A 25,723-nucleotide genomic window follows, 5' to 3' on the forward strand; every position below is an offset into this window, starting at 1 on the left:
TCACCTCTGAAGCACGGCAGCTAAATTCTCAGCTCTCCAAGCCTATTCAGTTAGGAATACCTGTTGCGAACGGCCTATACGTCAGCTGTACAGTGTTGTGCTGCTAAGATTACCTTCTCAGCTTCCAGAGTCAGCCGGTAGCCGTTCTTGCCCTCCCGGACAGCAAATCCCCAAGCCTCAGCGGCTGCCCAGGCGGGATCACTCCCCAGCCGGACCTCGAAGGCCTGACAGGCTTCGGCCCGCCTGCGCAATTCTTCGCCTGCCCCGGGTTCAGCCGTTCCGGCAATCTTCTGCCGCAAGGCTCTCCACAGCTCTACATCCGCCAGGGCTCTGTGCAGCCAGGGGCCTGCTTCTGTCTGGAACTTGGAATTCTCCATTTCAAGCAGCCGGCAGGAGACGCTCTCCAGGCGTTCGAAATACGCGTCAAGCCAGCGGATATCTCTGCTGTGCACAGCCTCTTTCAGTTCCTCATATCCTCCGCTATAGAGCTGGCTGTTCAGATTCTGGCTACAGAAGAACATCAGCTCCTCTGCCAGCTCTCCGGCAAATTCGCGGACCGACAGCGCCCAGGACAGCTCAGGCATATAACGCTCACTGTTCCACATATAGTGGGCCATGGTGTTCAATGTAATCTTGGAGCATTCCCACTGCACCATCGGATTCGCTACCACGGCCTGATGTCCGGTCTGGGTTAGCCGGGAATAACGTCCGCGAACCGGGTCCAGAAACAGCCGGTCGTAGTCGGCATCATTGACAGGGATGTTGTCCCACAGCCACAGCTCATGTCCGTAATAGCTGTAATTATCCCGTGCCTGCCTGCTCCCGACCTGCCGGGCAAAGACGGCAGAGCCGGTCCAGAATACCTTGATCTCCGAATGCAGCTTCTCGCGGATATCCCGCTTATATTCGGTATCCCAGGAGGACCAATACTCAGAAGGGCACATTACCAGAGTAACCTTCTGCAATTGACGGCTTAGATAGTCATAGACACGGTTAGCCACATAGGCATGCGCCACTCCGGACCGTTCCAGGTAATGAAGGTTCTCCCCGGACAAGGCGTAGTCGATGTCGTCCATCAGCAGGGCGAAATGCCGGACACCAATAGCGATCATCGCGCTCAGCTTCGCCTCCAGACTGGCAAAATCATCTTCACTGCGAAACTGCAGATCGTTCCCCGGACTAATGCAATAATAGAAGTCCACCAGCTGCGTATCACATTCCTGCTTCAGCTCACGAATCTGCTCGAACAGATTCTCAGGATAAGGCTCACGCCATAGCTCGCGGTGATAGGGATCATCCTTGGGAGCGTACATGAAGGTATTCATCCGGTGAGCTGCCAGATAGCGCACCGCATCCATCCGGTCCTCCCAGCTCCACGGCGTGCCATAGAAGCCTTCAATAATGCCGCGGACTGGAAAAGAGGGCTCATCATGAATAGTCGCCACAGGCAACCGGCACTTGCCTTCATCTACGCTCAGCAGCCGGTGCAGAGCATCCATTCCATACCGTAGTCCCCTCTTATTGGAGGCAGCTATCGTAACTGTGCCGTCCTTACGGATATCCAGCAGATAGCCATCCGCCTTAAGCGATCCCTCGTATTCCAGCTCCAGCTTGATATTTCCAGGTTCGGGTGTTTCCTCATTTTCTCCAGGCGGCTCAAGGATCACAATCGGGCCTTCGGCGGCAAGCGGCCACTCCCACTTCTGGATCAAGGAAAATTTTGAAGTCAGCCCGATTCTCAGCTGCCGCCCTTCCAGCACCAGCTCCTCACCCTGATCATAGTAGTCCCGGAAGTAATACTGCCGTTCTCGTAACGGCATAGTCATAGTCATACTCACGCCCCCTTTAGCCTTCATAGCAAGTTAACTCTATCTCCCGGCTATTAGGCTTAATCCGTAACCTTCACGTTTCCGAACACAGCCTTGTTCCGTGAATCATTCCCGGGATTGCTGAGGGCAATCCCGATATATACTTTGTGTTTCATCGGTATCTGAATGGTTCCGACCGTCTGCCAGCTGTTCCCGTTTGAAGAAATCGACCCTTTGAACGTATTTCCGGTTCTCGTCAGCTTCAGCCATTTCGGAGCCGAAGCAGCCGCAGTATGGTCAGCCATACTGCCTGCGGTTTCTGTACGATACTGGAAGGTGGCCCCATTCGAGGGGGTAAGCATCATATCCGCGTGCTTGGAATTATGGCTCAGCGACTCCCGGATCATAATACCGGCCTTGGCCCAGCCGTCCAGCCAGCTGGTGGACTGCACCTTAACAACAATCTCCGCATTGCCGCTCACGGGCTGATAGATATAATTCAGCTGATCTCCATTGCCCCAAATATCCGTAGAGCTGCTGCTGAGTGTAAATTGCTTATTGGAAGCATTGTAGGTGGCGTTCCCCGGCATGGAGCCGATATTCCGCGCCTTCCATACTGCAGGCAGCTGGGCCGGATAATCTTGCTCTACCGGAGCCGTCCAGCCCGGCGTCGGCCAGGTCTCACGTTCATGGATGTTCGCCAGCTCCGCTTCCGGCCAGGCCCCGTAGGCAAAGAACGACAGGCGCTTCACATCCGGATAATTCTCGCGGATTCCCTTGTAGACCTCCTGATATTGATCATCGGACCAGTCATTATCCAGGGTGGCTACAATATCCACATTACTGCCGCTGATCGCGTCGCTGGTATCCTTCAGGATGCCGTAGGAGGTGCTGTATACCCAGTCACTGTTGAATTCCCAGTCATCGAAGTACGCCATCGGTGCGACAAAGTCGATCTCGTCTTTGAACTTGGCTACATTCTGTCCAACCTCGGTGAATTCCGGCGGCAGAATATACACCCCAAGCTGCACATCCGGATTCGCGGATTCGGAAATGTCCTCACGGATATCACCTACATACTGTCCGATTTGTTCGGTTCTCCATTCATTCCACTGCTGACGCTGCGGCGAATCCGTATCGAAGTCAATGCTGAGCGGCGAATAGCCGAACTGCGCCTGATACTTTGCAACCGTGTAATCACTGACATCCATGTTGTAATTGTCGAAGCGGATCCAGTCCAGTACAACGCCGTCCACATCATAATTCTCAATCACTTCCTGAATGATGGAACGCTCATATTGCTGCACTTCATGGTGAATCGGATTGACGAAATATTCGTTGCCGTTAGAGCCTGTAAACGGAGTCTGAACCCCGTCCACCAGCGCCTGCATCTGCCATTCATCGTGAGCCAGGAAGGCCTGCTGGTCATGGAACTGGGGAATCCAGGCGTGAACCTTGATTCCTGCGGCATGAGCTGCCGTAATGACAGCCTGCAGGGCATCGAAATTCTGATAGCCCTGGGCGATGGGCGCGATATCACTCTGATAAAATACACTGCCGGACGGAACCTCATCATCTTCATCCTGCTTCACATTCATGCTGATGACATCGACCCCGTAGCTGGTGGACAGTGCGATGAAATTCTGGACATCCGTCATGTTCTTGAACTGGTTCACGGTCCGTACAATAACCTCTGTCTCGAAAGGAGGATTGCTCTGCTCCTCGGCCTGGACAGGAAGGGGAAGGGAAGCCCCCGCTGCCGAAGAAACCAACACGATGCCTAACATTGCCATGAACCTCGATCTCAGTGTAAATGCCATAATATCGCCTCCACATCATAGTCTTATTGAACTTCTATATAGTTTGAACTCTATTTTTTGATATAAGGATAAGTCGCCACTGCGGTGAGTTTTGGACTTCCGGCCGCTGTTGTCCCCAGATTTCCTGATTTAAACCGCAGTTTGCGGTAGAAATCCGGTGACAAAGGCGGTCGCTTCCGCTCCTACAGTTCCAAAATCCCCTCCGTTGCTTCATCCTTCTATAGTTTTATAGTTCAATCTATATATCAATAATTATTTCGTAGCGTTAATTTTCTTTACATTCTCCTGCCATTTTTCGGTTCTGAACGTAAGCAGCTTATCCAGCCCGGCTTTTGCGGTGTTCTTTCTGGCGGTATCCAGTGCCGCAAGCACCTCTTCATCCGACTTGGCCTGAACCATCTGGGCGTAAGCAAGGGTATAGATATCCGCAACATTCTGGGCGATAATGCCGGTCTCCGTATCGGGAAGCGGATCGGTATTTACGAATTGTGTAATGTCCAGCGCGGTTTTCCAGGTCACTGTGGACTGGGCCACGGTCTCCCATGATTTCTGGTTCGCGGAGAGCAGCGCCTCGAGACTCATTTTGGCCGTATCAATGAAGGTCGTATTCCCGGCCCAGTTAAAGTCCTCGAATTTCCGCATCGTATCCGTGCGCTCGTTAGCAGGCGTCGTCTTGTATTTCTCGTTCGGAATCGGCGCTCCATCCGCATCCTCTTCATCCCAGTACAAGCCCTTAGGGCCGAAGAACAGCACCTTCTGTCCCTCCGGACCCGTGATCCAGTCAAAATAAGCGAAGATCGCCTCCGGGTCCTTGGCTTGTTTGGTAATGACACTGACGTTCCAGCCCAGCGTCTCAAAGCCGCTTACAAATACTTTATTCTTATCAATTCCGGCTTTGTGGACCGGCCAGATAATCTCATAACCGCTGTCCGGATTGCTTGCTGTCAATGCTCGGTGTCCCTCGGCTCCATACGTAGTAATATTGGATTCGACCATGACTGCTACCCGGCCGGTATTGACCTTCTCCTTGACCGCATCCTGGGTTTGCTGCAGCGCATCCTGCGTAATCAGCCGTTCACGGTACAGCTTATTGATGTACAGCACCATCTCCTCATAAGCGGGATCATCCAGGATAGAGTTCAGCTTATCGCCATCCGGATAACCCATGAGTGTAACGAACTTGCTGGTGGAATTCTCCTTGAAACCGCCATACATAATTTCCAGACCTGCGCCCTTCTCCCCCACCTCCAGAGGAACTACGTCAGGATACTTTGCTTGCACCGTGTGCAAATATTGATACAGGTCATCAAAGGTCTCCAGCGCCGGCCGGCCGAGTGCGTTATAGATATCCTTATTCACCATCCATCCGCCGTTGCCGAATTGCCCGGAGGTATACCAGTTCGGGATTTGATAGATTTTCCCGTCATCGGAACGGAGCAGATTCAGTGTCGATTCCTTCACATATTTCTTGAAGTTCGGATATTTCTCATAGTAATCATCCAGTGCAACGAGCTGCCCGGCCTGCACCAGCCGTTCTACCGAAGATCCCCGGTCCGTAAAAATAACATCCGGCAAATCGCCGCCGACGATCATCGTGTTGAGCTTTTCTCCGGCCGCTCCTCCGGATTGGATCGGTTCAACCGTAACCTTGCGGTTCTCCTGAATCCACTTCGTCGCCTCGTTCTCCCCCCATGGTGATGTCGTGAGCCAGTCGTAGTTGCCATAGAAGCTGAAGGTGACAGGCTTGATCCCGCTGCCGTCATCTGTAGCGGCCCCGGTATTCAGATTGTTCTGTGAATTGTCAGAATTCCCCCCTCCACTGCAGGCAGCAAGCAGAAGCACTAGCGAAGTCAGCAACAGAGCTACCCATTTCAGGCGTTTGCGCATTCTTTTTCCTTCTTTCTACGTAAGATGGGGACTGCTATTCTTTCAATGAACCGACCATTACGCCCTTAACAAAGTACTTCTGGAGAAAAGGGTAGGTCAGGATAATCGGAATAGTAGCGATCATCATCGTAGCCATAGTCAGTGACTTCGTGGTAATCGTCCGATTCCGGTTCATATGATCCAGAGCAATCGCATTCGAGGAGCCAATCTGGGTCATGATGTTGGAGTTCATTACCTGCCGCAGCAGCGTCTGTATAGGCAGCAGGCGATCCTCGGTAATGTAGATCGCTCCCGTAAACCAGTCGTTCCAGTAACTGACTGCGGTGAATAAGGCTATCGTAGCCAGCACCGGGCCGGAGACGGGAATCACGATCCGGAAGAAAATACCGTAGTTGCTGCAGCCGTCGATTTTGGCGGATTCCTCCAGTCCCTCAGGCAGAGCATTGAAGAAGGTGCGGATGACAATCATGTTCCAGACGCTGATGATGCCGGGAATAATCAGAACCCAGAAGGTATCAAGCATCCCCAATGAACGAATCAGTAAATAACTGGGGATAAGGCCGCCGCTGAAGAACATCGTAATCATGAAGAACACCATATATTGTTTGCGGAAAACCAGAGACTTTTTGGACATACCATAGGCTAACAAGGCTGTGAAAAAAACGGATAATGCCGTGCCGCTGAGCGTTCTAAGAATGGTGATCAAAAAAGAATTCAGCAGGCGGTCATCCTGAAACACAATATAATAATTCTCCAGGGTAAATGCTCTCGGCCACAGGGTTACACCGCCGAGCGCCGTATCGCTCCCCAGATTAAAAGAGATGACGAGCGCATTCCAAAACGGGTACAGCATGAGTAGCGCCAGCAGTGCCAAAAGGATATAAATACTCCGCTGCATCACTTTGTCGCCCAGGCTTAGTCTCATTGTTCGGCCCTCCTAAAAGGTTTATGGAGCATTGTTGTGGTATCTACCAGAGACTTACATCTGCCCGGCGGGCGATTTTGTTGGCTGTCACCAGCAGAATGACACTGATTACCGCTTTGAACAGCCCTACCGCTGTCGCATAAGAGAATCTGGCATTTAATATCCCGACGCGGTACACATAGGTGTCGATCACATCGGAGTAAGGCCTGAGGATTGGATTGGTTGCAAGCAGCAGAATATCCTCGAAGCCCGCACTGAGCAGACCGCCGATGGCAAGAATCATAAAGATGACGATAATGGGGGTAATGCTGGGGAGTGTAATCAGGTGAATTTGCTTGAACCGGCTTGCTCCGTCTATGGATGCAGCCTCATACAGGGTCGGATCAATGCCGGCAATCGCAGCCAGATAGACAATACTTCCGAATCCGACTTCCTTCCACACATTTACACTTACCAGAATAGACCAGAAGTATTTGGGTACCGCAAGGAAGTTAACCGGCTCCTGGACCAGATTGAACCGCTCCAGCAGATAGTTCACCGTTCCGTTATCAACGGACAACAGCGAAAATACGAAACCGGATACAATAACCCAGGACAGGAAATAAGGTAAGTAGCTGACGGTCTGGATCACGCGCTTGAAGCCCATATGCCCAACTTCATTCAGCATCAGCGCAAGCAGTATCGGGGCAGGAAAAGAGATAATCAATTTTAACAGGCTAATTACAAGGGTGTTACGCATCACATTCCAGAACTCCGGCGCCTCGAAGAACATTCTGAATTGCATCCATCCCACCCAGGGGCTATTCATCATGCCGCCGAAAATATCGTATTGCTGGAACGCCATAACCACGCCATACATCGGAATGTAACTGAAAATGAATACAAAGATAATTCCCGGCCAAACCATAGACTGCAAATCCAATTGACTGTTAAATTTCTTCCACCTGCTCGGTTTCCCGGCCGTATTCATCCGCTTGACCTCCTCTGGACGATTCTATTGAAATAACGGCAAAAACGGTTTGTTCTTCTCCAGCATTTCATCCAGCAGCTGTTCAGCTACGGTGACCGAAGGCATGAGCGGATGATGAACCATCGCCTGCAAGGCCACATCCCGGTCTCCGTGCACAGCCGCCTCGATCGTAAGACTCTCGTATTGCTTGACCGCAGCCAGCAGGCCTCTGACAGACTGGGGCACCTTGCGCAGCGGAATCGGCAGCGGCCCCTGCTTGGTGACCATACAGTTCACCTCAATCGAGGCATCGTCCGGCAGGAAATCAATAATCCCGTTATTTCTTACATTCAGCGTCTGGATATCGCGGGAATCATTATGGATAGAGCGCATCAGCAGCACTGCCGCCTCCGAGTAATAGGCTCCGCCGCGCTGTTCCAGCTGCTTCGGCTTCTCCTTCAGCTCTACGTTCCGGTACAGCTCGAATAGCTCCTCCTCCACCTTCTTCACAACTTCAGCGCGTGATCCGGCCGTTGCCGCTGCTTCCTTCTGTTCCGCCAGCATCGCGTCCGTCATATAGTAATAGCTCAGATAATAGGAAGGGATAGCTTTCAGACCGTTCAGAAACCGGTAGTCCCAGGAATCAAACGGCACATTGCTTGCCTTATAGCTCTCGGGGTAATCAATAAGCTCCTGCAGCTTGCTCTTCCCGTCAATCACGACATCGGATACCCAGTGCAGATGGTTGATGCCGACAAACTCCGCATAGATCTTCTGCATGGGAAGCCCGAAGAATTCGGAGAGCCATTTCTGAAATCCGATCGGCGAGTTGCACAGGCCCACGCTTCTAACCGATGAATATTTGTGAACAGCTTCAGTCACCATCCCGGCCGGATTCGTAAAATTCAGCAGCCAGGCATCCGGGGCCAGCTCCTCGATATCCCTGCAAATGTCCAGAATAACCGGGATGGTCCGCAGGCCCTTCATCATTCCTCCGGGACCGGTCGTCTCTTGACCGATGACACCGTACTCAAGCGGAATCAATTCGTCCCATTTGCGTGCTTCAAGCATCCCTACCCGGATCTGCGTGCAGACGAAGTCCGCTCCGGCAATGGCCTCCCGGCGGTCAAGCGTCGCTGCAACGGTAATCGGCAGTCCGGACTCGGCAATCATCCGCTTGCTCAGTTCCATAATCGTATGTAGCTTCTCTCTTCCTTCTTCAATATCCACCAGCCATATTTCGCGGACAGGAAGCTCCTGGTGGTGAAGGATGATCCCTTCAATTAATTCAGGCGTATACGATGACCCCGCTCCGATAACAACCAGCTTCAATGTTTCCCCCATGATAATTGCTCCTCCTTACCCTGTGATAGATGATCAAGAACCTCCTGATTCACATGCAACCCGCTGCTTTCCATCGCCAGAACGACCGATCCTACAACCGGCTCCCGGGTTAAAATCCTTAATGTGCCGTCCGGAGCCGCCTGCTTCACTCTTCGCTCAATGGCCCGGCGGATGATGCCCGCACGGTCTCCCTTGGTCAGCAGGCTGCCTGCAAGCACGATGTCGAAGGTATCCTCCTCCATAGCCAACCGGCGGATAGCCGCTGCCGCCGCCAGACCCAACTCCTCTCCCTGCCTGACCAGCAGTCCCGTGGCCACCGCATCCCCTTCCTCCGCCGCCTGAAACAGCAGCTCCGCAATTTGGGGAGGCAGGTCTCTGAAATGATCGAGGTAATCCTCTCTTAGCTCTGAGACACTGGAATAACCCAGCAATTGCGTTAAGCGTCCGCTTAGGACGGTCTTCTGTTCTCTTCCGTCATCCGCCCTGAGGACGCTGCGGAAGACCTCCATACTCAGGTCATAGCCGCCGCCGAAATCCCCGAACCGGTAGCCGAACCCGCCGCATTGATAGGTAGCCCCTGACGGATTTTTGCCGCTGCAGTTCACGCCCGATCCGCAGATCAGCACGATTCCGTAGTTCTTCTCTGTCCCTGAACGCAGCGCATTCCAGGTATCGCAGGAAATCTCCGTCCGGGGAAGCCCGAGGCGGCCGATGATGGGCCGTAAAATTCTAAAATCGGCCTCTCTGTCCGCTCCCGCCAGGCCGAACCAGGAGTAATCCAGCTGATCCCTGGTCAGTCCAGAGGCCCTAATGGCTTCCGATACAGCCTGCTGTAAGCTGTTCTCTGCCTGCTCACGGTCCAGTTGATGATTCCCGTTCCCGCCCTTGCCTACGCCGAGAAGCTTCCCCTGTTCATCTGCAATCATTGCGTAGGTCTTGCTGCCCCCTGCATCCACTCCCAAAAAATACTTCACAGATCATTCACTCCTAAATTTCAAGTTAATCGAACAGAAGCGGTAGATTCACGGATGAGAAGCTGAGGAGCAAGCTTCGTTACCGCAGGCGGCATCACCTCCCCATTGATCATTTTCAGCAGTAAGTCTACGCCGATATTGCCCATCTGCGCCTCCGGCTGTCTGACCGTCGTGAGCCGCGGGTAGAATTCACCTACGAACTGCTGATCATCAAAGCCGACGACTGAGATATCCTGAGGCACCAGAATCCCCTCCTCGCGCAGCGCTTGAACAACCCCGAGGGCAATAAAGTCGTCTCCCGAAAAAATGGCTGTAGGCAGCTTATCTTCACGAATCCATCGCTTGGCCACCTCATAACCGCTGCTTACCGTAAAGCCGCAATATTCCGTGCTAAAGGGCGTTAGTCCCGCTTCATCCAGCGCCTGGACATATCCCCGTTTGCGCTCGGTTACACTCAGGAACTCCGAAGGGCCGCCGATATAAGCGATCTGAGTGTGTCCAAGACTAATCAAGTGCCTTGTCGCTTCGTACCCTCCCTGGTAGTTATCCACGAGGACACTGGGAACATCCTCATGCTGGAACTGGTTATCGAGCAGAACAACCGGAATGTTCTTACGCTTCAGCTCCTCCACATATTCCTTCTCCTCCAGCGGAGACAACAGGATAATCCCGTCCACGCGGTCCTTCTGGAACAGGAAGTTCACCCCATCATCGTCATTCTCGGCGATGGACAGGGCCAGGAAGTATCCCTGCTCTGCCAGCTTCCGGTTCACTACGCGAATCACCCGGTCATAGAATGAATCGTTAAAGTTGTTAATCGACATCCCGATGACTCCGGTCTTGCCGCGCACCAGACTCCGCGCCGCTGAATTGGGCTGATAATTTAATTCCTCTATCGCATTCAGCACTTTCTGGCGGTTGCCTTCACGTACAGAGGGTGAATTGTTAAGGACTCTGGATACAGTCACCACCGAGAGCCCCGACTTTTTGGCTACATCATGAATGTTCATTTAAGTATCTATGCCTCCACGTTCAAAAGTTTAAACGATTTAACTTTTAGAGAAATAAAAAAGATTTACTCAGTATGCTACAACTTACAGCCTGACTGAAAAATCGGACATTGTACGTCAGCTTTTCATTTACCAAAAGCTTTAAAACCCTTTATAAAGTTTAAAGGTTTATACTTTACACAGATTTTACAACCAATTCCCCTATCCGTCAATCCATAAAATGCAGCCGGACTTGACTTAATATTTCGGGAGATTGGATCGCCGGGACTAGCTAAGAACAAAAAACCTCCCCTTCCCCCGAAGGGTAAAGGAAGGCTTAAACGCATCACCTCTGAAGCATGGCAGCTATATTTTCAGCTCCCCAAGCTTGATCAGCTCGACAACCGCTTGCGAACGGCCTTTTACGTTTAATTTTTGCATTACGTTTGAGATGTGGTTGCGGACGGTTTTTTCGCTGATGAATAACAGTCCGGCAATATCCCGTGTAGTTTTGTCCTGCACAAGAAGCTCGAATACTTCGCGTTCACGATGCGTCAGCAAAAATTTGCTATGATGTTCGTTGCCCTTCAATGGTGTCACCCCTCCTTGCCCTGGGTTTGTTTGGTATAACAAGGTAAAGGGATACAGTCAAAACATACTATGTGGAGGGGCAGTTAATGGTGCTGTCGCAGCATTAAATTGGGCGGGGGCAGGCGCGGAGCATGGACAATCCTGGTACTTCTGACCGGAATGCACACAAAAAACGGCTGCTGCTCCTTAGTCATTAAGGCGGCATCCGTCGGGCAATGTCTATAGAAACCACGCTGCTAAAGGGTTGCTCAGGAAAAAAATATTGCTGAACATCCTTCCTGCCCGCAGCGTGAAATGGCTAACGTTACCGGTCCGTCACGCCCTTGCGGTCACGCCGGTTTCTCCGGTAAGGCTTGTTGCACCCCCAGTGTAAAGTATGAAATGGATTCCATAGCAAGCTTTTTATCGGCCGAAAAGCTGGTCATTTCTATGTTAGAATAATGACATACCAGTCTCACACAGGAGGCGCAGAGAAGCGTGGCTAATATTAAAGAAATCGCCCGGATGGCCGGAGTATCTGTAACGACCGTCTCACGGGTGCTCAATAATCATCCGTATGTCAGCAAGGACAAAAGAGCCGCTGTATTGCAAACGATTGAGCAGCTCGACTATACCCGCAATATGAACGCCGTTCATCTGATTACCGGACGTACCGGTGCGGTGGCGGTGATCCTGCCGTATATTCATGCTTTTTATTTCTCGATTATTATGAATGGACTTGCCCACGAGGCGCTGCTCTCGCAATACCGGCTGATTCTGTGCCAGAGCAATTACCTGGAGGAAGAAGAAATCAAAGTGCTGGAGATGCTGCGCCATAAAGAGATTGACGGTGTCGTGATTGTATCTACTGCGCTGAAGCCGGACATCATCGAGGAGTATACGGCCTACGGTCCAGTTGTCACTTGCCAGGACAACGGAGAGCGGCGCTTCTCTTCTGTCTATATTGAGCATTATGCGGCTTTCAAGGAAGGGCTGGAGTACTTGACCGGCAAAGGTTACCGCTCCATCGGATATTGCGAAGGAAGGAGTAACGGCAGCAGCGCCGTGATCCGGCAGGCTGCTTACCGCGAATTCATTGCTGAGCATAAGCTGGCTTTTGAAGAGGAATGGATGATCTATGACTGTACAACGGAGGAAGACGGCGCAGCCGTTGCACAATCCCTGCTGAAGATGCCACAGCGGCCGGAAGCCATGATTATTACGGGAGACCATGTAGCTGCCGGGCTGATTATTGAAGCGCGCAGAGCCAGCCTCAGCATCCCTGGGGACCTCGCAGTTATGGGCTTCGATAACCAGCCGATTGGACGTCTGCTTCAAATCACCACCATGGACAACCACCTGTATGAGATGGGGGCCGCCGCCTTCCGCATTATCCATGAGCAGATTCACTCGGAGCACCCGAAGCCGGTCTACCGCAAGCTGGACTACCGGATTATTGAGCGGTCCACGGTGTAGTATAGATCAGCCGGAAATTCATATATACGAACTGCGTCTTCCGCCTGTCGGGAGGCTTTTTTTTGCATTTTATTTGTGCGAATTAGCATGGATATGATAAATATCACTTTTTTATTGACAGCTAATAGACAGAGATTTATGATAAGTCCATCATTGATAACGATTATCATTTTCATAAATGAAAAGGGGTATCCATACAGATGAAAATAGGCTATGCAGTACCTGCGGGTCTGCTTGCAGCGTCCCTCCTGTTTGCCGGATGTGCGGGCAAGGACAACAGTAATAACGATGGCAACAATGGCAACAGTGGTAACAACTCAGGGAATAATGCTGCAGCCCAGGCAGGCAGCGGGGCAGAAAGTGTAGCGAAGGCCGGAGGTGAGACGAATGCAGATTTCACCACTGCCATTGACGAATACCGCAAATATGTCATTGAACAATGCGACGAGTTCGTTAAACAGACCGAGGGCTTCACGAATGCCGTCAAGGCGGGCAAGCTGGATGAAGCCAAGGCGCTGTATGCTCCGGCACGCATGCATTATGAGCGGATCGAGCCGATCGCCGAAGCGCTCGGAGACCTGGACCCGAACATTGATGCCCGTGAGAATGATGTAGATGCTGCAGACTGGCGCGGCTTCCATAAGATTGAACAGGCTCTCTGGCAGAACAATACAACGGGGGGCATGACGGATGTCGCGGACCGTCTGCTGAAGGATGCGCAGCTGCTGCGCGCCAAGGTAGAAACTGCCGGAATCGATGCCAATCTGCTCGTTACCGGGGCTGTTGAGCTGCTGAATGAGGTCTCCTCCTCCAAAGTAACGGGGGAAGAGGAGCGTTATTCCCATACGGATTTGTATGATTTTGTGGCGAATGTGGAGGGAGCACAGAAGATCTATGAGCTGCTGAAGCCGGAGCTGGCCAAAAAAGACCCGGCCCTTGAGCAAACCATCGGCGAACGGTTCACCGCCTTAATGAATGAGCTGGCGCCGTTCAAATCGGGGGAGGGCTACGTCTCTTACGAAACGCTCAAACCGGAGGAGGTCCGCAGGTTAAGCCAGAATCTCGACGCCTTGGCTGAGCCGCTATCCAACATGGGAACGATTCTGGGAGTGTGACGATATGAACAAGAAAGATAAGAATTCCCGGAGTCAAGCTGACGCGGATCATGGCATTCCTGCGCCGGGGACCCAGCTGTTCAACACCAAATTAAGCCGCCGCGATATGCTGCGGCTTACCGGTGCCTCGGGTCTCGGGCTGCTGCTCGGCGGAGGCGGTGTGGGCGGCATTATGGCTGCACGCCAGGCAGCAGGACGGGCGGTCCCGGCCGCCGCAGCCTCCGGGCAGAATGAAGAACAGGCGGATACGATCCCCTTCTACGGTAAGCACCAGGCGGGGATTCTTACCCCTGCGCAGAATTTTCTATGCTTCGCTTCATTTGATCTGACGACTGCCAGGATCAGTGACGTGCAGAAGCTTATGCAAGCCTGGACTGCCGCCGCCGCTGCCCTGACTTCGGGCACGATGATCGGCACAGCGAACGACAAGCCCAATCTTCCGCCTACCGACACCGGCGAGGCGGATGGGCTCACCCCTTCCAAGTGTACGCTTACCTTCGGGGCAGGTCCGGCCTTGTTCGACAGCCGCTTCGGCCTCTCCGGCAAACGGCCCGCCTCCTTCACCGAGCTCCCGGCATTCACAGGGGACAGCTTGGAGCCGCAGTGGTGCGGCGGCGATCTCTGTGTGCAGGCCTGCGCGGACGATATGCAGGTGGCGTTCCATGCCATCCGCAATCTGGCCCGCATCGCCCGGGGCACGGCGGTGCTGCGCTGGACACAGGAAGGCTTCCAGCGCAGCGGCAGCGCCGACCCGTCAGGCGGCACCCCGCGTAATCTGCTCGGCTTCAAGGACGGCACGGGGAATCCGGACGTCACCGATGACGCGCAGATGCGAAATATCGTCTGGAGCGGCAGTGCCGATGGCCCGGCCTGGATGAACGGGGGCGCGTATCTTGCGCTGCGCCGCGTCCGTTTCCGTATTGAGGTCTGGGACCGCTCCTCGCTGAGCGATCAGGAGGCCACCTTCGGGCGGCACCGGCAGAGCGGCGCACCGATTGGAGCCGGGGATGAATTCGCCGAGCTGGATCTGGAAGCAGCCGATGCTGCCGGCAAGCCGCTCATCCCGCCGGACTCCCATTCCGCTCTCGCCCACGGAGACGGCTCGGTCCAAATGCTGCGGCGCTCCTACTCCTATTCCAGCGGCATGGATCTTAAGACCGGACAGCTCGATGCCGGTCTGGTATTCATCAGCTTCCAAAAGGACCTGATGAAGCAGTTCGTCAGCATCCAGCAGCGCCTCGCCAAAAATGACCGGCTGAATGAATATATGGTTCACACCGGCAGCGCCGTCTTCGCCTGCTTCCCGGGTGTACGCGAAGGCGGCTATATCGGGGAGCTGCTGCTCGAGGGATGAAATGCCTAGGCTGTGACCGGTGACACTGAGGAAGCAGGAGCTATGGGGATTGCGAGGCCGGAAGCGTAGCTGCCATTCGGGGACCGGAGAGGACGGAAAGGTAGCTGATCGTTACGGACTGAGAGGCCTTTATTTTCTCTTTTCGAGCATATTCAGCTACTTGAGCGGACTGCACGGCGCTTATTTCCGCTACAGCGGGCGTTTTCCTCCCAATTATTTGTACATTAGCTCCACTGAGTCCGTTTAACTTGCAGAAACGTTAATATTACTAAAATAAGCGCAGCTGAGTCCGTTGCAAGTGACCCCTCCTCGCTAAACTTGAAGGGAATGATCCCGATGATCGCAACAGATCTATTCAAACCATGGCGGCAGTTCAGGGCAGCGCTGCTGCTCCTCTGCCTGCTTGTGCTGCTGCCCGGCGCGCCGGCTTCTGCGTCAGGCGCGCCGCTGGATGAGCTGCTGCCGCCTGTAGGCAGCGCGCTGGTCGAGGCCGGCCAGAGCCGCTGGGCGGAGGCGGCGGCCGATGTTGATTCGTTCGCGGCGCTGTGGCGCAGCGCGAACGAGAGCACGCCGGACCCGGCACTCGCCGGTCCGGCTGCTGAAGTGGACGCCGCGCTGGCCGCTGCGGCGGAAGCCTTGGCGGGCGGCGGCGGAGCGCCCGCCAAGGCGGCCCTTTCCACGCTCGCCCGCAGCGTGGACGCGTTCGTCACCGCCGCCGCAGGCGAAGGCGGCGGTGACACGGGCGCCGCCGGACGCGCAGCGGCGGCGAAGCTGCTGCCCGCGGCGGAGCGCACGCGGGATGCGGCGCGGAGCGCCGACTGGGCCGCGGCGGCGGAAGCCTACCGCGCCGTGGTGAACGGCTGGACGCCAGTGGAACGCGGCATCCGGGCGGACAATCCCGCCGTCTACGGCTTGCTGGAGACGAAGATGAGCCTGCTGCGCATTGCGCTGCAGGCAGAGCCGGTCCGCGGGGAGGCCGCGCAGGCGGAATCGGAAGCGCTGGTAACGCTGCTGTCCGGTTACAGCGAAGGCCAGGCCGTTGATACCGGTGGCGTGCCAGCGGAGCCGGCTTCCATTGAGGGGCTGATCAGCTATCTGAAGCAAGCTTTCACCGCCGCCCAGGCTGGTGACAGTGCGGCAGCCGCAGATACAATGCAGCAATTCATCGCTGCCTGGCCTTCGGCCGAAGGCCAGGTCCAGCTGGCCTCACCCAAGGTCTATGCCAGCATCGAGAACGAGAGCACCGCCGTCACCGGTTATCTGCTCTCCAGCCCTCCGAAGCTGGACCAAGCGCTATCGCTTATGGACACAATGCTCTCTGAGCTGACGCCGCTGTCCGGGGAACGGACATATACCGCGTGGGATGCGGCACTCATTCTGCTGCGCGAGGGGCTGGAGGCGATTCTTGTACTCGCCGCTCTCCTTGCCTACCTGCGCCGGGAAGCAGAACCGGCGGCCCGCCGCTGGGTCTGGTCCGGCGCAGCGGCAGGTCTGGCTGCAAGCATCGGCCTCGCCGTATTACTGACCTATTCCCTCTCCCAAGCCGCCTCCGGCGGAGCGCGTGAGCTGATCGAAGGCATCACCGGCCTCGTCGCTGTGGTCATGATGCTCACCGTCGGCCGCTGGCTGCATGGGAAATCCAGCACAGCGGCCTGGAATAAATATGTGGACCGCCAGATGCAAGGGGCCCTGGCCAAAGGCAATCTGTGGTACCTGTTCTTCATCGCTGCGCTGGCCATTCTGCGCGAAGGGGCGGAGACTACGATTTTCTATGCTGGGATGGCACCGGCCATTGACACCTCTCAGCTGCTGCTCGGGATTGGCAGTGCACTGGTGGTCCTGATTATCCTCGGCTATGCCATGATTGCACTGAGTGCCCGGTTGCCGGTTGCCGCCTTCTTCCGCGCCGCTACCGTACTGATCTACTATCTGGTGTTCCGTTTCCTTGGCGAGAGCCTCCACGCATTGCAGATCGCCGGCAAGCTGCCTGCCCATAACGGGCACAGTCTGCCTTCCATCGGCTGGCTTGGCATGTATCCGACCTGGGAGACCACCATCCCGCAGCTGCTGATTCTCGTCTTCATCCTATGGGAGCTGCTGCGGGGCAGACGTCCTGCCAACAGGACGAAGGCTGCTGGCGGGATCACTAAGTAAACATACTAATAGCTCTTCAGATTTAAACTTGTGAAAATCACTTTAACTAATCACTTTCTGATGATTTACCGCGCCCCGATTAGGGTGCAAGGGGTAGGCTTAATTGCACGCTGTACAACTAAATCGCCGGATGTGGCGCCGAATCACTGTTTAGCTGTATTTCGTGCAACTAAAATGCCTCTATACCTGGATTTCCGCCCATTCGGGCAAATGTAGTTGTACAGAATACAGTTAGAAGAGGAATGCCTTCCGTTTCACTGTTTTTAGTTGTACAGAATACACTTATCTGTGATGATTCGCTACGAACAGAATGCCTTTTTCCCCCCATGGGATCATACTTGCTAAAGATGCATTTAATTCCATAATATGAGATCTTCCATCCGTTACGCCGAGTCCTCCAGCAGAGGGGAGTCCCGAATCCACCATTCAAAATCTGATGATCAAACTAATTATGTAAAAGCTGCCATCTGTCCGTGTGCTCCTCAAACACGCAGATTGCAGCTTTTTGTATCTCCTGCCACTTGTCAAACCTTGCGGGATGCATTTTCACAGTGAACTAATTGACTATGATCCTCATACAGGGATGTCCAAAGAGTTTTTGCTACGGTTCTAAAATTTAATGAGCGCGATCTCCCTCTCCTTTTTCAACCCCAACCAAACTACCTATTGCAACCTTCCGTAATTTGTTTTATTCTGATTATGAAAATAATTTTCTTTATAAACGTAAGTATTATGTAAAACAATTTCAGTAGCGACTTAGGCCAAAACTTAACCTGTCCATTTCCGCATGTCCATTTCTGCATTTTCATTCTATACGTAGAGAAAGCTACATGAATCCGAATCTATAGAAAAGAAGGTGAACGCTTGTATCCCATTCTGCATGCTCTGGAGCATGGCAAGCCCAAGCTGTCACAAGTGGAACGCAAGCTGGCTGAACGCATTCTGGCCTCGCCCGGGGAAATTGTCCATATGGGCATCACGGAGCTGGCGGAGGAATGCGGCATCAGCACGGCGACGATTACGCGCTTCTGCAAAGCGCTGCACTTCAAGGGGTATCCCGATTTCAAGCTCAAGCTGGCGGCTGAGCTGGCGCATAGCGACGGCTCGCCGGAGGCGGGCAGCTCCTCTTATCAGGACATCGTCGCTGGTAATCCGCTGCCATTCATTGTAGAGGCGATGCAGGCTAACCACCTGGCCTCGATCCGGGACACTACCTCGCTGCTGGATCTGGGACGGCTGCAGCAGGTGATTGATCTGCTGTGCCGGGCGCGGCGGGTCGATCTGTATGGAATGGCCACCTCGTCCATCGTGGCCCAGGATTTCTATCAGAAGCTGATCCGCATCGGCGTGAACTGCACCGCTTTTGCCGATTCCCATATGCAGATTACTTCCGCTTCCTCACTCTCTTCCGGCGATGTGGCCTTCGCGGTCTCTTATTCGGGGGAAACCCCGGAGACGGTGGATGCCTTAACCTGTGCGGCCGCAAGCGGCGCAGCCACGGTGTCGTTAACCTCATACGGAAGCAGTACTCTCGCTACACTCGCTGATATTCCGCTGTTCTCCTCGTCTCTTGAGCAGGGCATGCGGCGCGGCGATATGGCGTCAAGAATCGCACAGCTGCATATTATCGATATTCTGTTCACCGGTATGGTCAGTACCCGGTTCGGGGATTTCATCCCGAGGCTTGAGCAGTCCTACAGGAACGTCCAACATTACCGTCATAAACGGGGAGGTCAAATCTAATGAATATTTTGAAATTTCAGCATGAAGAAGATTTCGCAGCTACAGGAGCCAACCTGATCGCCAGTCTGCTGCAGAGCAATCCCAGAGCCGTTCTGGGACTGGCTACCGGAAGCTCACCTGTCGGGGTATATGAGAAGCTGGTGGAGATGCACCGCAAAGGCAATGTCAGCTTCGCCAAAGCCTCGTCCTATAACCTGGACGAATATGTCGGGCTCCCTGTGGATCATCCGCAGAGCTATCGCAGCTTCATGAATGAGCATCTGTTCAACCATATTGATATCGATTTGGCCCGCACCCATGTCCCTAACGGAAATGCCCCCGATCTGGAAGCCGAATGTCTGGCTTATGACCGGATGCTGGAGGATAACGGCCCTGTGGATCTCCAGATTCTCGGCATCGGCAGCAACGGCCATATTGGCTTCAATGAGCCGGACGCCAGCCTGAGCAGCGGGACGCATGTGGTTGACCTGCTGGAAGAGACCCGGGAGGCCAATGCCCGCTTCTTCGAGCGTGTGGAGGATGTGCCGCGCCAAGCCGTAACGATGGGGATTGGCGGCATTCTCAAGGCGAAGCAGATTGTCCTGCTTGTCCGCGGGGAAGAGAAGGCGGAAGCGGTTAAAAATGCGCTGGAGGGCCCAATCACTACCCAGTGTCCCGCCTCGCTGCTGCAGAGCCATCCGAATGTGGTCGTCCTGTTGGATGAAGGAGCCGCGAAATGGCTGAAATAAACGGTACGTGCGGAGAATTGTTGTACGGCAAGGTGCTGACTCCTGACGGAATCATCGAGATGGGTGTAATTGCCGTAGCGGATGGCTTGATTCAATATGCCGGAGAGGCTTCCTGGCTGCCCGCAGCCTATGAGAGCTGGCAGACAATCACCCGGGAGCCGCAAGGTCTGCTGATCCCCGGATTCGTCGATGTGCATGTGCACGGCGGAGCCGGACATGACTTCATGTACAGCGATGCAGATGCTCTTGACGACATCACTCGGTTCCATGCCTCACACGGAACGACCTCTATGCTTGCTACAACCATGACGGCTGCCAAGGCAGATATCGATCAGGTGTTGGCTGAGGTAGACTCCTACCGCGCCCGTGAAGGCGGCATGCCTTATGCAAGGCTGGTAGGCGCGCATCTGGAGGGACCGTTCATCAGCATAAGATGGCCAGGAGCGCAGAATCCTGAGCACATTGTTCCGGCTAATATAGAATGGCTGGAGGAATGGGAGGAAAAATATCCGGGATTGATCCGTCAGGTCACCCTGGCCCCTGAGCGCGAAGCTGCCCTGGAAGCTATCCAGTGGCTGCGCAAGCATGGCATTACGGCTGCGCTCGGCCACACAGATGCCACATTCGAGCAGGTGATTACCGCTGCCGATGCCGGGCTGAACCAGGCGGTGCACATGTTCAATGCCATGACGCCGCTGCATCACCGCAAGCCGGGAACGGCCGGTGCCGTCCTGTACGATCCCCGGATCAGAGCCGAGGTCATTGCCGACGGCATCCATGTTCATCCGGCAGCCATCAGCCTCATTACCCGGCTCAAAAACAATCATAATCTGCTGCTGATTACAGATGCCATGTCAGCAACCGGACTCAGCGACGGAGAGTATGCCATCGGTGATCTGCCTGTGATCGTCAAGGACGGCATAGCCACGCTGAAGGAGCACCCCGAAGCGCTGGCCGGCAGCACACTGACGATGATAAGCGGGTTCCGTTATCTGGTTCAGGAGGTCGGTCTCAGCCTGCTGGAAGCCTCACAGGCTGCCAGCCTTAATCCGGCGCTGTCGCTCGGCATGCAGCGGTCTATCGGAACGCTTGAGGCAGGCAAACGCGGCGATATTCTGCAGCTGGATCAAGACCTGAACCTGCGCGGCGTATGGATCGGCGGACGCAAGCTGGAGGCCTAATCCGGATAAGACACAGCTTGGTATTTGTATAAACGCAGGCAATGCAGCCCTCTCACGTGAGAGGGCTGCATTGTTTGCGTCTGTCTTCATTCACTTTTGCCCTTCTGTGCCCGTCATTTGAATAAGCCTCATATCCCTCTGGAATACTATCTACATTCAAGGCACAATGCTGTAGCGCTGCTTACTGTCCGCTGCGCGCAGGGAAAATCCGTTCCGCCATGATGCGGAATTCATTCGCGAAGCCTTTGAGCGGATGTCCGGCACGGAATTCCCGGGCATAATAATCAGCCCGTTCCACGAAATCCGGGTTCGCCGAGACATAGACATTGCTGACGTATGTGTTGCCTTTTTTAACCTCTGCGGCGATTTTGCTCTTAATCTCCCCGGGAAGCGTGTCTTTATCATCCCCCATATTGCTTCTGGTCATCAGCCCGTTATTGCCGTTCCCCGGATAATCTTTGGGAGCCGCCATACCTGTACCGCCAATGGTTCCAGTGCCAGTCATACTTCCCGGAATGCCGGCCATGGAGCCGCCTGTACCCGTCATTCCGGGAACACCAGCAGCCGTCCCTCTTCCGGTAGCCGTCCTGCTGGTGGTATTCCGGGTGTGAACACCGCCCGAAGTATTCTCCAGCATAACAGCGACATAAGCGCTTCTGCCAACCATAATGACATTAGCCGAACGGACTTCCGGCATCGCCGCAACACGGTCAGCCAATTCCTTGCTGATCTCCATGCTGCCGAAGTCATCGTCACGGTTCATGTCCCGTGCGGAGTTCACGTGGATTCGCCCGTCTGTCCCCCGTACACTTTTCGTCTGCATATTACCGCTATCTGCCGAATGGCCGGCACCGCAGCCAGTTAAACTCATGGCGCCGAGCAGCAAGGCTGCAGACACGGACAAGCCGAATTTCGATCGCAACATTCCTTCATCCCCCATCACAGAATAATGTAGTGTAGTGTGACAACCCTTAGCATGGCTCCTCCGCTGCCCGGTTATCCAGAAAGGATTTGGCAGAGCTGCCCCCACAGTCACATGTAAGAGAACTCCGGCGTATCTTATATAACAGCAGACTGTGTTTCTCCGCAGGCAGTTCAGATCAGGAGGGGTAAGCTTGAAAATACTATTTACGTTTTATGTACCGAGCGGCGGGGTTGAGACCCTGAACAGACTGCGGTGTGAGAGCCTTCAGAAGAACGGCATCGAATGCCATGTGCTCTATCTCATGCCGGGGTCCGGCACCGACAATAGTGTAAGCTTCCCGGTATTTATCACGAACCAGGATGAAGAGATCAGAACTGTACTGAATACCCATCATTATGACGCCATTATCGTAACCTCCGATTATCTGCTGCTGGAACGCCTGCGCCGGTTGGGGTATGGCGGCATCCTGATCTACGAGTCCCAGGGTCTGGGAACACGAAGCGAAGCCCGCAATGTGATTATAGATTCCGTGCCATATCTGCAAGCCTTCTGCAATGCCGTGCTGATTCCCCCCACCGATCATTTACTGGAGCTGTTTATCGAGATCTGCCCTTGGCTGCAGCGCTATGTTATTCCGAACATTGTTGATGTGCAGGCCTTCCAGCATGTCCCCGGCGAAGCGCCCGTTGATCCGGTTATCGCCTGGGTCGGGCGGCTGGAACCTAACAAAAACTGGAGTGAATACCTGAAGGTTGCCCAGCAAGTCCGGCGGTTCAAGCCTAATCTTCATCTGTGGATGTTCCATGATCCCGCTCTTGCTACTGAAGGCCAAAGGGAGCAATTTGACAAAGAACTGCTGTCCCTCGGCCTGAATGACCGGCTGAATGTGTTCACGAATATACCTAACCAGATGATGCCTGTCTACTATTCATCGATTGCTGCTTCAGGAGGCTTCCTGCTGTCCAGCTCTGTCACAGAAGGCTTCGGATATGCCGTAGCCGAGGCTGTCTGCTGCTCCTGTCCTGTACTCAGTACGGATTCCGACGGGGTCAGATCCTTCATCACCCATAATATTACCGGCAAATTCTATCCGCTTGGCAATGTGGAGGCAGCTGTGAACGAAGGCCTGGAGCTGATGAATAACATTCCGCTGCGTGAAGCCATTTGCTATCAGGGCCGCCAGCATATGGTTACGCATTTCGGATTCGATCAGTATGCGCATTCCTTCCGCGAGATGATGAATTCCTTCTCTATCTTCTAACTATTGCAAGCTTCATATCCCCTGTCTTCCGGCAAAAAAACCTTCACCCCCCAGCATCAGCCGGGGGGGTGAAGGTTTCTCTGTGTATGGCATTCTGCCCTGAGGCATTACGTGCCTTGTCTGGACACCATCTCAAACAGCTCAGCCTGGAAAATCTGCACGCTTCTCTCCCAGGTAAACTGTAAGGAATCCTGCTCTCCTCGGGCAGCCAGACGCCGGCGAAGCTCCCGGTCCTTAATGAGTGTCACGATATCCGCAGCAAGACGGTTCTCATGCCGATACGACATCAGGCAGTTCTGCCCGTGTGCGCAGTATTCGAGGTTCCCTCCTGAATATACGGTGACCAGCGCCGCACCGCAGCGCATCGCCTCCAGCCCCGGCAACGAACCGGCATCATTGGTACTTGCGCTGACAAAAATATCTGTCTCATTATAATGATAAGCCAGCTCATTGTCATTCGCGGGTGTCCGAAGCTGATAGCGCCCGGAGTTAAGCAAGTCCTGCAGACTCCTGGAAGCGGCATATTCCGCAGGGGGAGTCATAATATAGATCTCCACCTCAGGATGAAGCCGCTTGACCATGTCGAGCTGCTGAATCAGGTAATCCTGTTCCCGGTGACCGGAGAATCCGCCCTCGGGACGCCGCATAATGACCGATACGATCAGCGGCCGGTTAGGGTTGTCGCGAAAATGCGTATTATGAAAATCCGGATCAACGCCGACCGGAACAATTCTGCCTTTAATGCCGTGATTGACCCGTATGACCTCCTGCTGCCAGCGCGACAGTACAAGCAGGTTGCGGGTAATGCCGTAGGAGGCGAACGACTGATTATTATCCGGCAGGAAATTCGGCTCATAGCATAAGGCCAGCCGGATATGCAGCCCTTTGCCCTGCCGGCTGGCACGCTCGGCAACCGGAACGGTTGTATAATAATTGGAGATAATGACATCCCCGTAGGGAAAATGATCTTCTGTAAGTACCGGGGCGGGCACAGGGATAATCGGACATTTCATCTCATACTCCACAATACCCAGGCTGGGCATAAGAACAACGACCTCATGGCCAATTTCAGCCAGACGGTTAGCCAGCTCGGTGATCATCCGCTGCGCACCACCCCTGGATAAGGTCAGAACCGGAAAGGTCAGTTTCAATTCCTTCTCTCCTTTCTGAGCAGCTGTGTTAAATTGCCCCTGTGCATGAACTGCACCATTGCAATTTCCCGGTTCTGCGCTTCGTTGTGCAGGACCGAGCCCATCTCACTGTGAACACGGTAATCCAGCAGCGGCTCTTCTATATAAGACCATTCATAATGAGGCAGAATCCGCAGCCACATATCATAATCCTGTGTATACAGGAGACTCTCATTAAACCTGCCGACCCTGGAGAGAATCTCCATATCAAACAGCACCGTGCTGCCGTTCACCGGACAGCTGGACATCATGGTCTGTATGAGGGCCGGCCTGCTGCAGGCCGGCATTCGGACAATGTCCTGAATCCGTTGCCCGTGCTCATTAATATAGTAGTAAGCTGTATGATTGAAGGAGGTTCCTGAGCTGCGGAGAGCTTCTATTTGCTGTCTGATTTTATCAGGATGGAACAGATCGTCCGCGCTTAACCAGGCAAAATAAGCTCCGCTTGCTGCCTCTATTCCCTTATTGAGCGCCGAGCCGGTGCCTCCGTTGGTTTTGCGGACATATACAATCCGGCTTCTATAGGGATCAAGCTTTTCCGTATGGAGCGTTGAACCGTCATCCACCACGATCAGCTCGATATCCATGTAGCTCTGGGCCAGCACGCTTTCGACCGCCAGATGCACGTAGGGACAATTATAGAACGGAATCACCACCGAGACCTTGGTCTTCTGGTTCATGCCCCGGCCTCCTCCCTAAGTTCATTTATACTGTCTTGCAGGCGAGCAGGGCGTCCAGCGGCGCATGATTCTCACCGAAGGCTTCCCGGAATGAAGGATTCTCCGCATGGTGAAAGCCCTTCAGTACGGTTACAGCGTAGCCCAGCTTCAGAAAATCCTCAGGCTCCCAGCCGCTCCAGTGTTTCTGGTAATACTCTCCATGCAGATTGAAATGGTCCTTGCCCTCCTGCGGGAAGAAGCCCCGCGGTGTAAATACGATGACACGGTTCGCAGCGATAAGCTCCGCCTTACGCAGCAGCTCCATGCCCTCACTCATCGAGAAATGCTCCAGAGAATCGATCAGAGTGACCGCAGAGAAGGTTCCCGGCAGGAACAGCTTATCGATATGGCCGGCATCGGCATGAACCGGAATGATATGGGGAGCCTTGTATTTACGGTGCAGCAGATAAGGCCTGTGGATATCCAGCCCCAGCACCACACCGGCTTCATACCGCTCCAGCAGCGTACCGGTACCGCTGCCGATATCCAGTATACTCTCGGAGAATTTCAGCTGCTCCAGCAGGACCGGCAGGAAGTCTTTCACTTCGATTTCCCGGTACATATGCTCTCCCTCCTAAGCGTTAGTTGCCTGACCTTGGGCTGTGCTGCCG

Annotated in this window: 21 protein-coding genes; 8 read left to right on the forward strand and 13 right to left on the reverse strand. The window is 54.0% G+C overall.

Annotated elements, in window-relative coordinates:
• Nucleotides 1–74 precede the first annotated feature (74 nt).
• The 9 genes from MKX51_RS24815 to MKX51_RS24855 form a co-directional block, all read right to left on the reverse strand.
• A complete protein-coding gene (locus MKX51_RS24815; RefSeq protein WP_340994244.1) occupies nucleotides 75–1,832 on the reverse strand; it encodes a beta-N-acetylhexosaminidase family protein in 1,758 nt (585 codons plus the stop codon).
• A 56-nt stretch (nucleotides 1,833–1,888) separates the two neighbouring features.
• A complete protein-coding gene (locus MKX51_RS24820; protein WP_340994245.1) occupies nucleotides 1,889–3,628 on the reverse strand; it encodes a glycoside hydrolase family 10 protein in 1,740 nt (579 codons plus the stop codon).
• A 252-nt stretch (nucleotides 3,629–3,880) separates the two neighbouring features.
• Nucleotides 3,881–5,515 (reverse strand): extracellular solute-binding protein, encoded by a 1,635-nt coding sequence (locus MKX51_RS24825; protein ID WP_340994246.1) that lies wholly within the window; start codon nucleotides 5,513–5,515, stop codon nucleotides 3,881–3,883.
• Between the two features lie 34 nt (nucleotides 5,516–5,549).
• Nucleotides 5,550–6,440 (reverse strand): carbohydrate ABC transporter permease, encoded by an 891-nt coding sequence (locus MKX51_RS24830; protein WP_340938439.1) that lies wholly within the window; start codon nucleotides 6,438–6,440, stop codon nucleotides 5,550–5,552.
• Between the two features lie 43 nt (nucleotides 6,441–6,483).
• Nucleotides 6,484–7,410 (reverse strand): ABC transporter permease, encoded by a 927-nt coding sequence (locus MKX51_RS24835; protein WP_076083030.1) that lies wholly within the window; start codon nucleotides 7,408–7,410, stop codon nucleotides 6,484–6,486.
• Nucleotides 7,411–7,434: 24 nt separating this feature from the next.
• A complete protein-coding gene (locus tag MKX51_RS24840) occupies nucleotides 7,435–8,733 on the reverse strand; it encodes a 6-phospho-beta-glucosidase (RefSeq protein ID WP_340994247.1) in 1,299 nt (432 codons plus the stop codon).
• Complete coding sequence (locus MKX51_RS24845; protein WP_340994248.1) at nucleotides 8,718–9,707, reverse strand: N-acetylglucosamine kinase; 990 nt, start codon at nucleotides 9,705–9,707, stop codon at nucleotides 8,718–8,720. Before MKX51_RS24845 ends, MKX51_RS24840 begins: the two co-directional genes overlap by 16 nt.
• 20 nt (nucleotides 9,708–9,727) lie before the next feature.
• Nucleotides 9,728–10,717, reverse strand: coding sequence for a LacI family DNA-binding transcriptional regulator (locus MKX51_RS24850; RefSeq protein ID WP_339311404.1), 990 nt, complete (start codon nucleotides 10,715–10,717; stop codon nucleotides 9,728–9,730).
• A 345-nt stretch (nucleotides 10,718–11,062) separates the two neighbouring features.
• Nucleotides 11,063–11,287: a helix-turn-helix domain-containing protein gene (locus tag MKX51_RS24855; RefSeq protein ID WP_019908812.1), complete on the reverse strand. Its 225-nt coding sequence runs from the start codon at nucleotides 11,285–11,287 to the stop codon at nucleotides 11,063–11,065.
• A gap of 477 nt (nucleotides 11,288–11,764) precedes the next feature.
• Here MKX51_RS24855 and MKX51_RS24860 point away from each other — a divergent pair, with 477 nt between their 5' ends.
• The 7 genes from MKX51_RS24860 (at nucleotide 11,765) to nagA (ending at nucleotide 21,017) form a co-directional block, all read left to right on the forward strand.
• Nucleotides 11,765–12,742: a LacI family DNA-binding transcriptional regulator gene (locus MKX51_RS24860; RefSeq protein ID WP_340994249.1), complete on the forward strand. Its 978-nt coding sequence runs from the start codon at nucleotides 11,765–11,767 to the stop codon at nucleotides 12,740–12,742.
• Between the two features lie 200 nt (nucleotides 12,743–12,942).
• Entirely contained in the window at nucleotides 12,943–13,857 is a 915-nt protein-coding gene (efeO, locus tag MKX51_RS24865) for an iron uptake system protein EfeO (protein ID WP_340994250.1), read from the forward strand.
• Between the two features lie 4 nt (nucleotides 13,858–13,861).
• On the forward strand, nucleotides 13,862–15,211 hold the full coding sequence (efeB, locus tag MKX51_RS24870; RefSeq protein WP_340994251.1) for an iron uptake transporter deferrochelatase/peroxidase subunit: 1,350 nt from the start codon (nucleotides 13,862–13,864) through the stop codon (nucleotides 15,209–15,211).
• A 336-nt stretch (nucleotides 15,212–15,547) separates the two neighbouring features.
• Nucleotides 15,548–17,365 (forward strand): FTR1 family iron permease, encoded by a 1,818-nt coding sequence (locus MKX51_RS24875; RefSeq protein ID WP_340994252.1) that lies wholly within the window; start codon nucleotides 15,548–15,550, stop codon nucleotides 17,363–17,365.
• Nucleotides 17,366–18,229: 864 nt separating this feature from the next.
• Nucleotides 18,230–19,108 carry a MurR/RpiR family transcriptional regulator gene (locus MKX51_RS24880; RefSeq protein ID WP_340994253.1) on the forward strand — a complete coding sequence of 293 codons (879 nt, stop codon included), beginning with the start codon at nucleotides 18,230–18,232 and terminating at the stop codon, nucleotides 19,106–19,108.
• Complete coding sequence (nagB, locus tag MKX51_RS24885) at nucleotides 19,108–19,836, forward strand: glucosamine-6-phosphate deaminase (protein ID WP_340994254.1); 729 nt, start codon at nucleotides 19,108–19,110, stop codon at nucleotides 19,834–19,836. Before MKX51_RS24880 ends, nagB begins: the two co-directional genes overlap by 1 nt.
• The gene (nagA, locus tag MKX51_RS24890; RefSeq protein ID WP_340994255.1) at nucleotides 19,824–21,017 is read left to right on the forward strand and encodes an N-acetylglucosamine-6-phosphate deacetylase; all 1,194 of its coding nucleotides are present in this window, start codon (nucleotides 19,824–19,826) and stop codon (nucleotides 21,015–21,017) included. The genes nagB and nagA overlap by 13 nt, the downstream gene beginning before the upstream one ends.
• Nucleotides 21,018–21,198: 181 nt before the next feature.
• Here the strand turns inward: nagA and MKX51_RS24895 are convergent, their stop codons facing one another.
• Complete coding sequence (locus tag MKX51_RS24895) at nucleotides 21,199–21,942, reverse strand: YhcN/YlaJ family sporulation lipoprotein (protein WP_340994256.1); 744 nt, start codon at nucleotides 21,940–21,942, stop codon at nucleotides 21,199–21,201.
• Nucleotides 21,943–22,132: 190 nt separating this feature from the next.
• Between MKX51_RS24895 and MKX51_RS24900 the strand changes: the two genes are divergently transcribed.
• The gene (locus tag MKX51_RS24900) at nucleotides 22,133–23,203 is read left to right on the forward strand and encodes a glycosyltransferase family 4 protein (protein ID WP_340938416.1); all 1,071 of its coding nucleotides are present in this window, start codon (nucleotides 22,133–22,135) and stop codon (nucleotides 23,201–23,203) included.
• Between the two features lie 107 nt (nucleotides 23,204–23,310).
• Here MKX51_RS24900 and MKX51_RS24905 read toward each other — a convergent pair whose 3' ends face one another.
• The 3 genes from MKX51_RS24905 to MKX51_RS24915 are packed head-to-tail and all read right to left on the reverse strand — an operon-like array spanning nucleotide 23,311 to nucleotide 25,674.
• Complete coding sequence (locus MKX51_RS24905; RefSeq protein ID WP_340994257.1) at nucleotides 23,311–24,354, reverse strand: glycosyltransferase family 4 protein; 1,044 nt, start codon at nucleotides 24,352–24,354, stop codon at nucleotides 23,311–23,313.
• Nucleotides 24,351–25,073, reverse strand: coding sequence for a glycosyltransferase family 2 protein (locus tag MKX51_RS24910; RefSeq protein WP_340994258.1), 723 nt, complete (start codon nucleotides 25,071–25,073; stop codon nucleotides 24,351–24,353). Before MKX51_RS24910 ends, MKX51_RS24905 begins: the two co-directional genes overlap by 4 nt.
• Before the next feature lie 25 nt (nucleotides 25,074–25,098).
• Nucleotides 25,099–25,674 (reverse strand): class I SAM-dependent methyltransferase, encoded by a 576-nt coding sequence (locus MKX51_RS24915; RefSeq protein WP_340994259.1) that lies wholly within the window; start codon nucleotides 25,672–25,674, stop codon nucleotides 25,099–25,101.
• Nucleotides 25,675–25,723 lie beyond the last annotated feature (49 nt).

It is taken from the genome of Paenibacillus sp. FSL M7-0420 (genome assembly GCF_038002345.1).
GTDB lineage: Bacteria > Bacillota > Bacilli > Paenibacillales > Paenibacillaceae > Paenibacillus_AQ.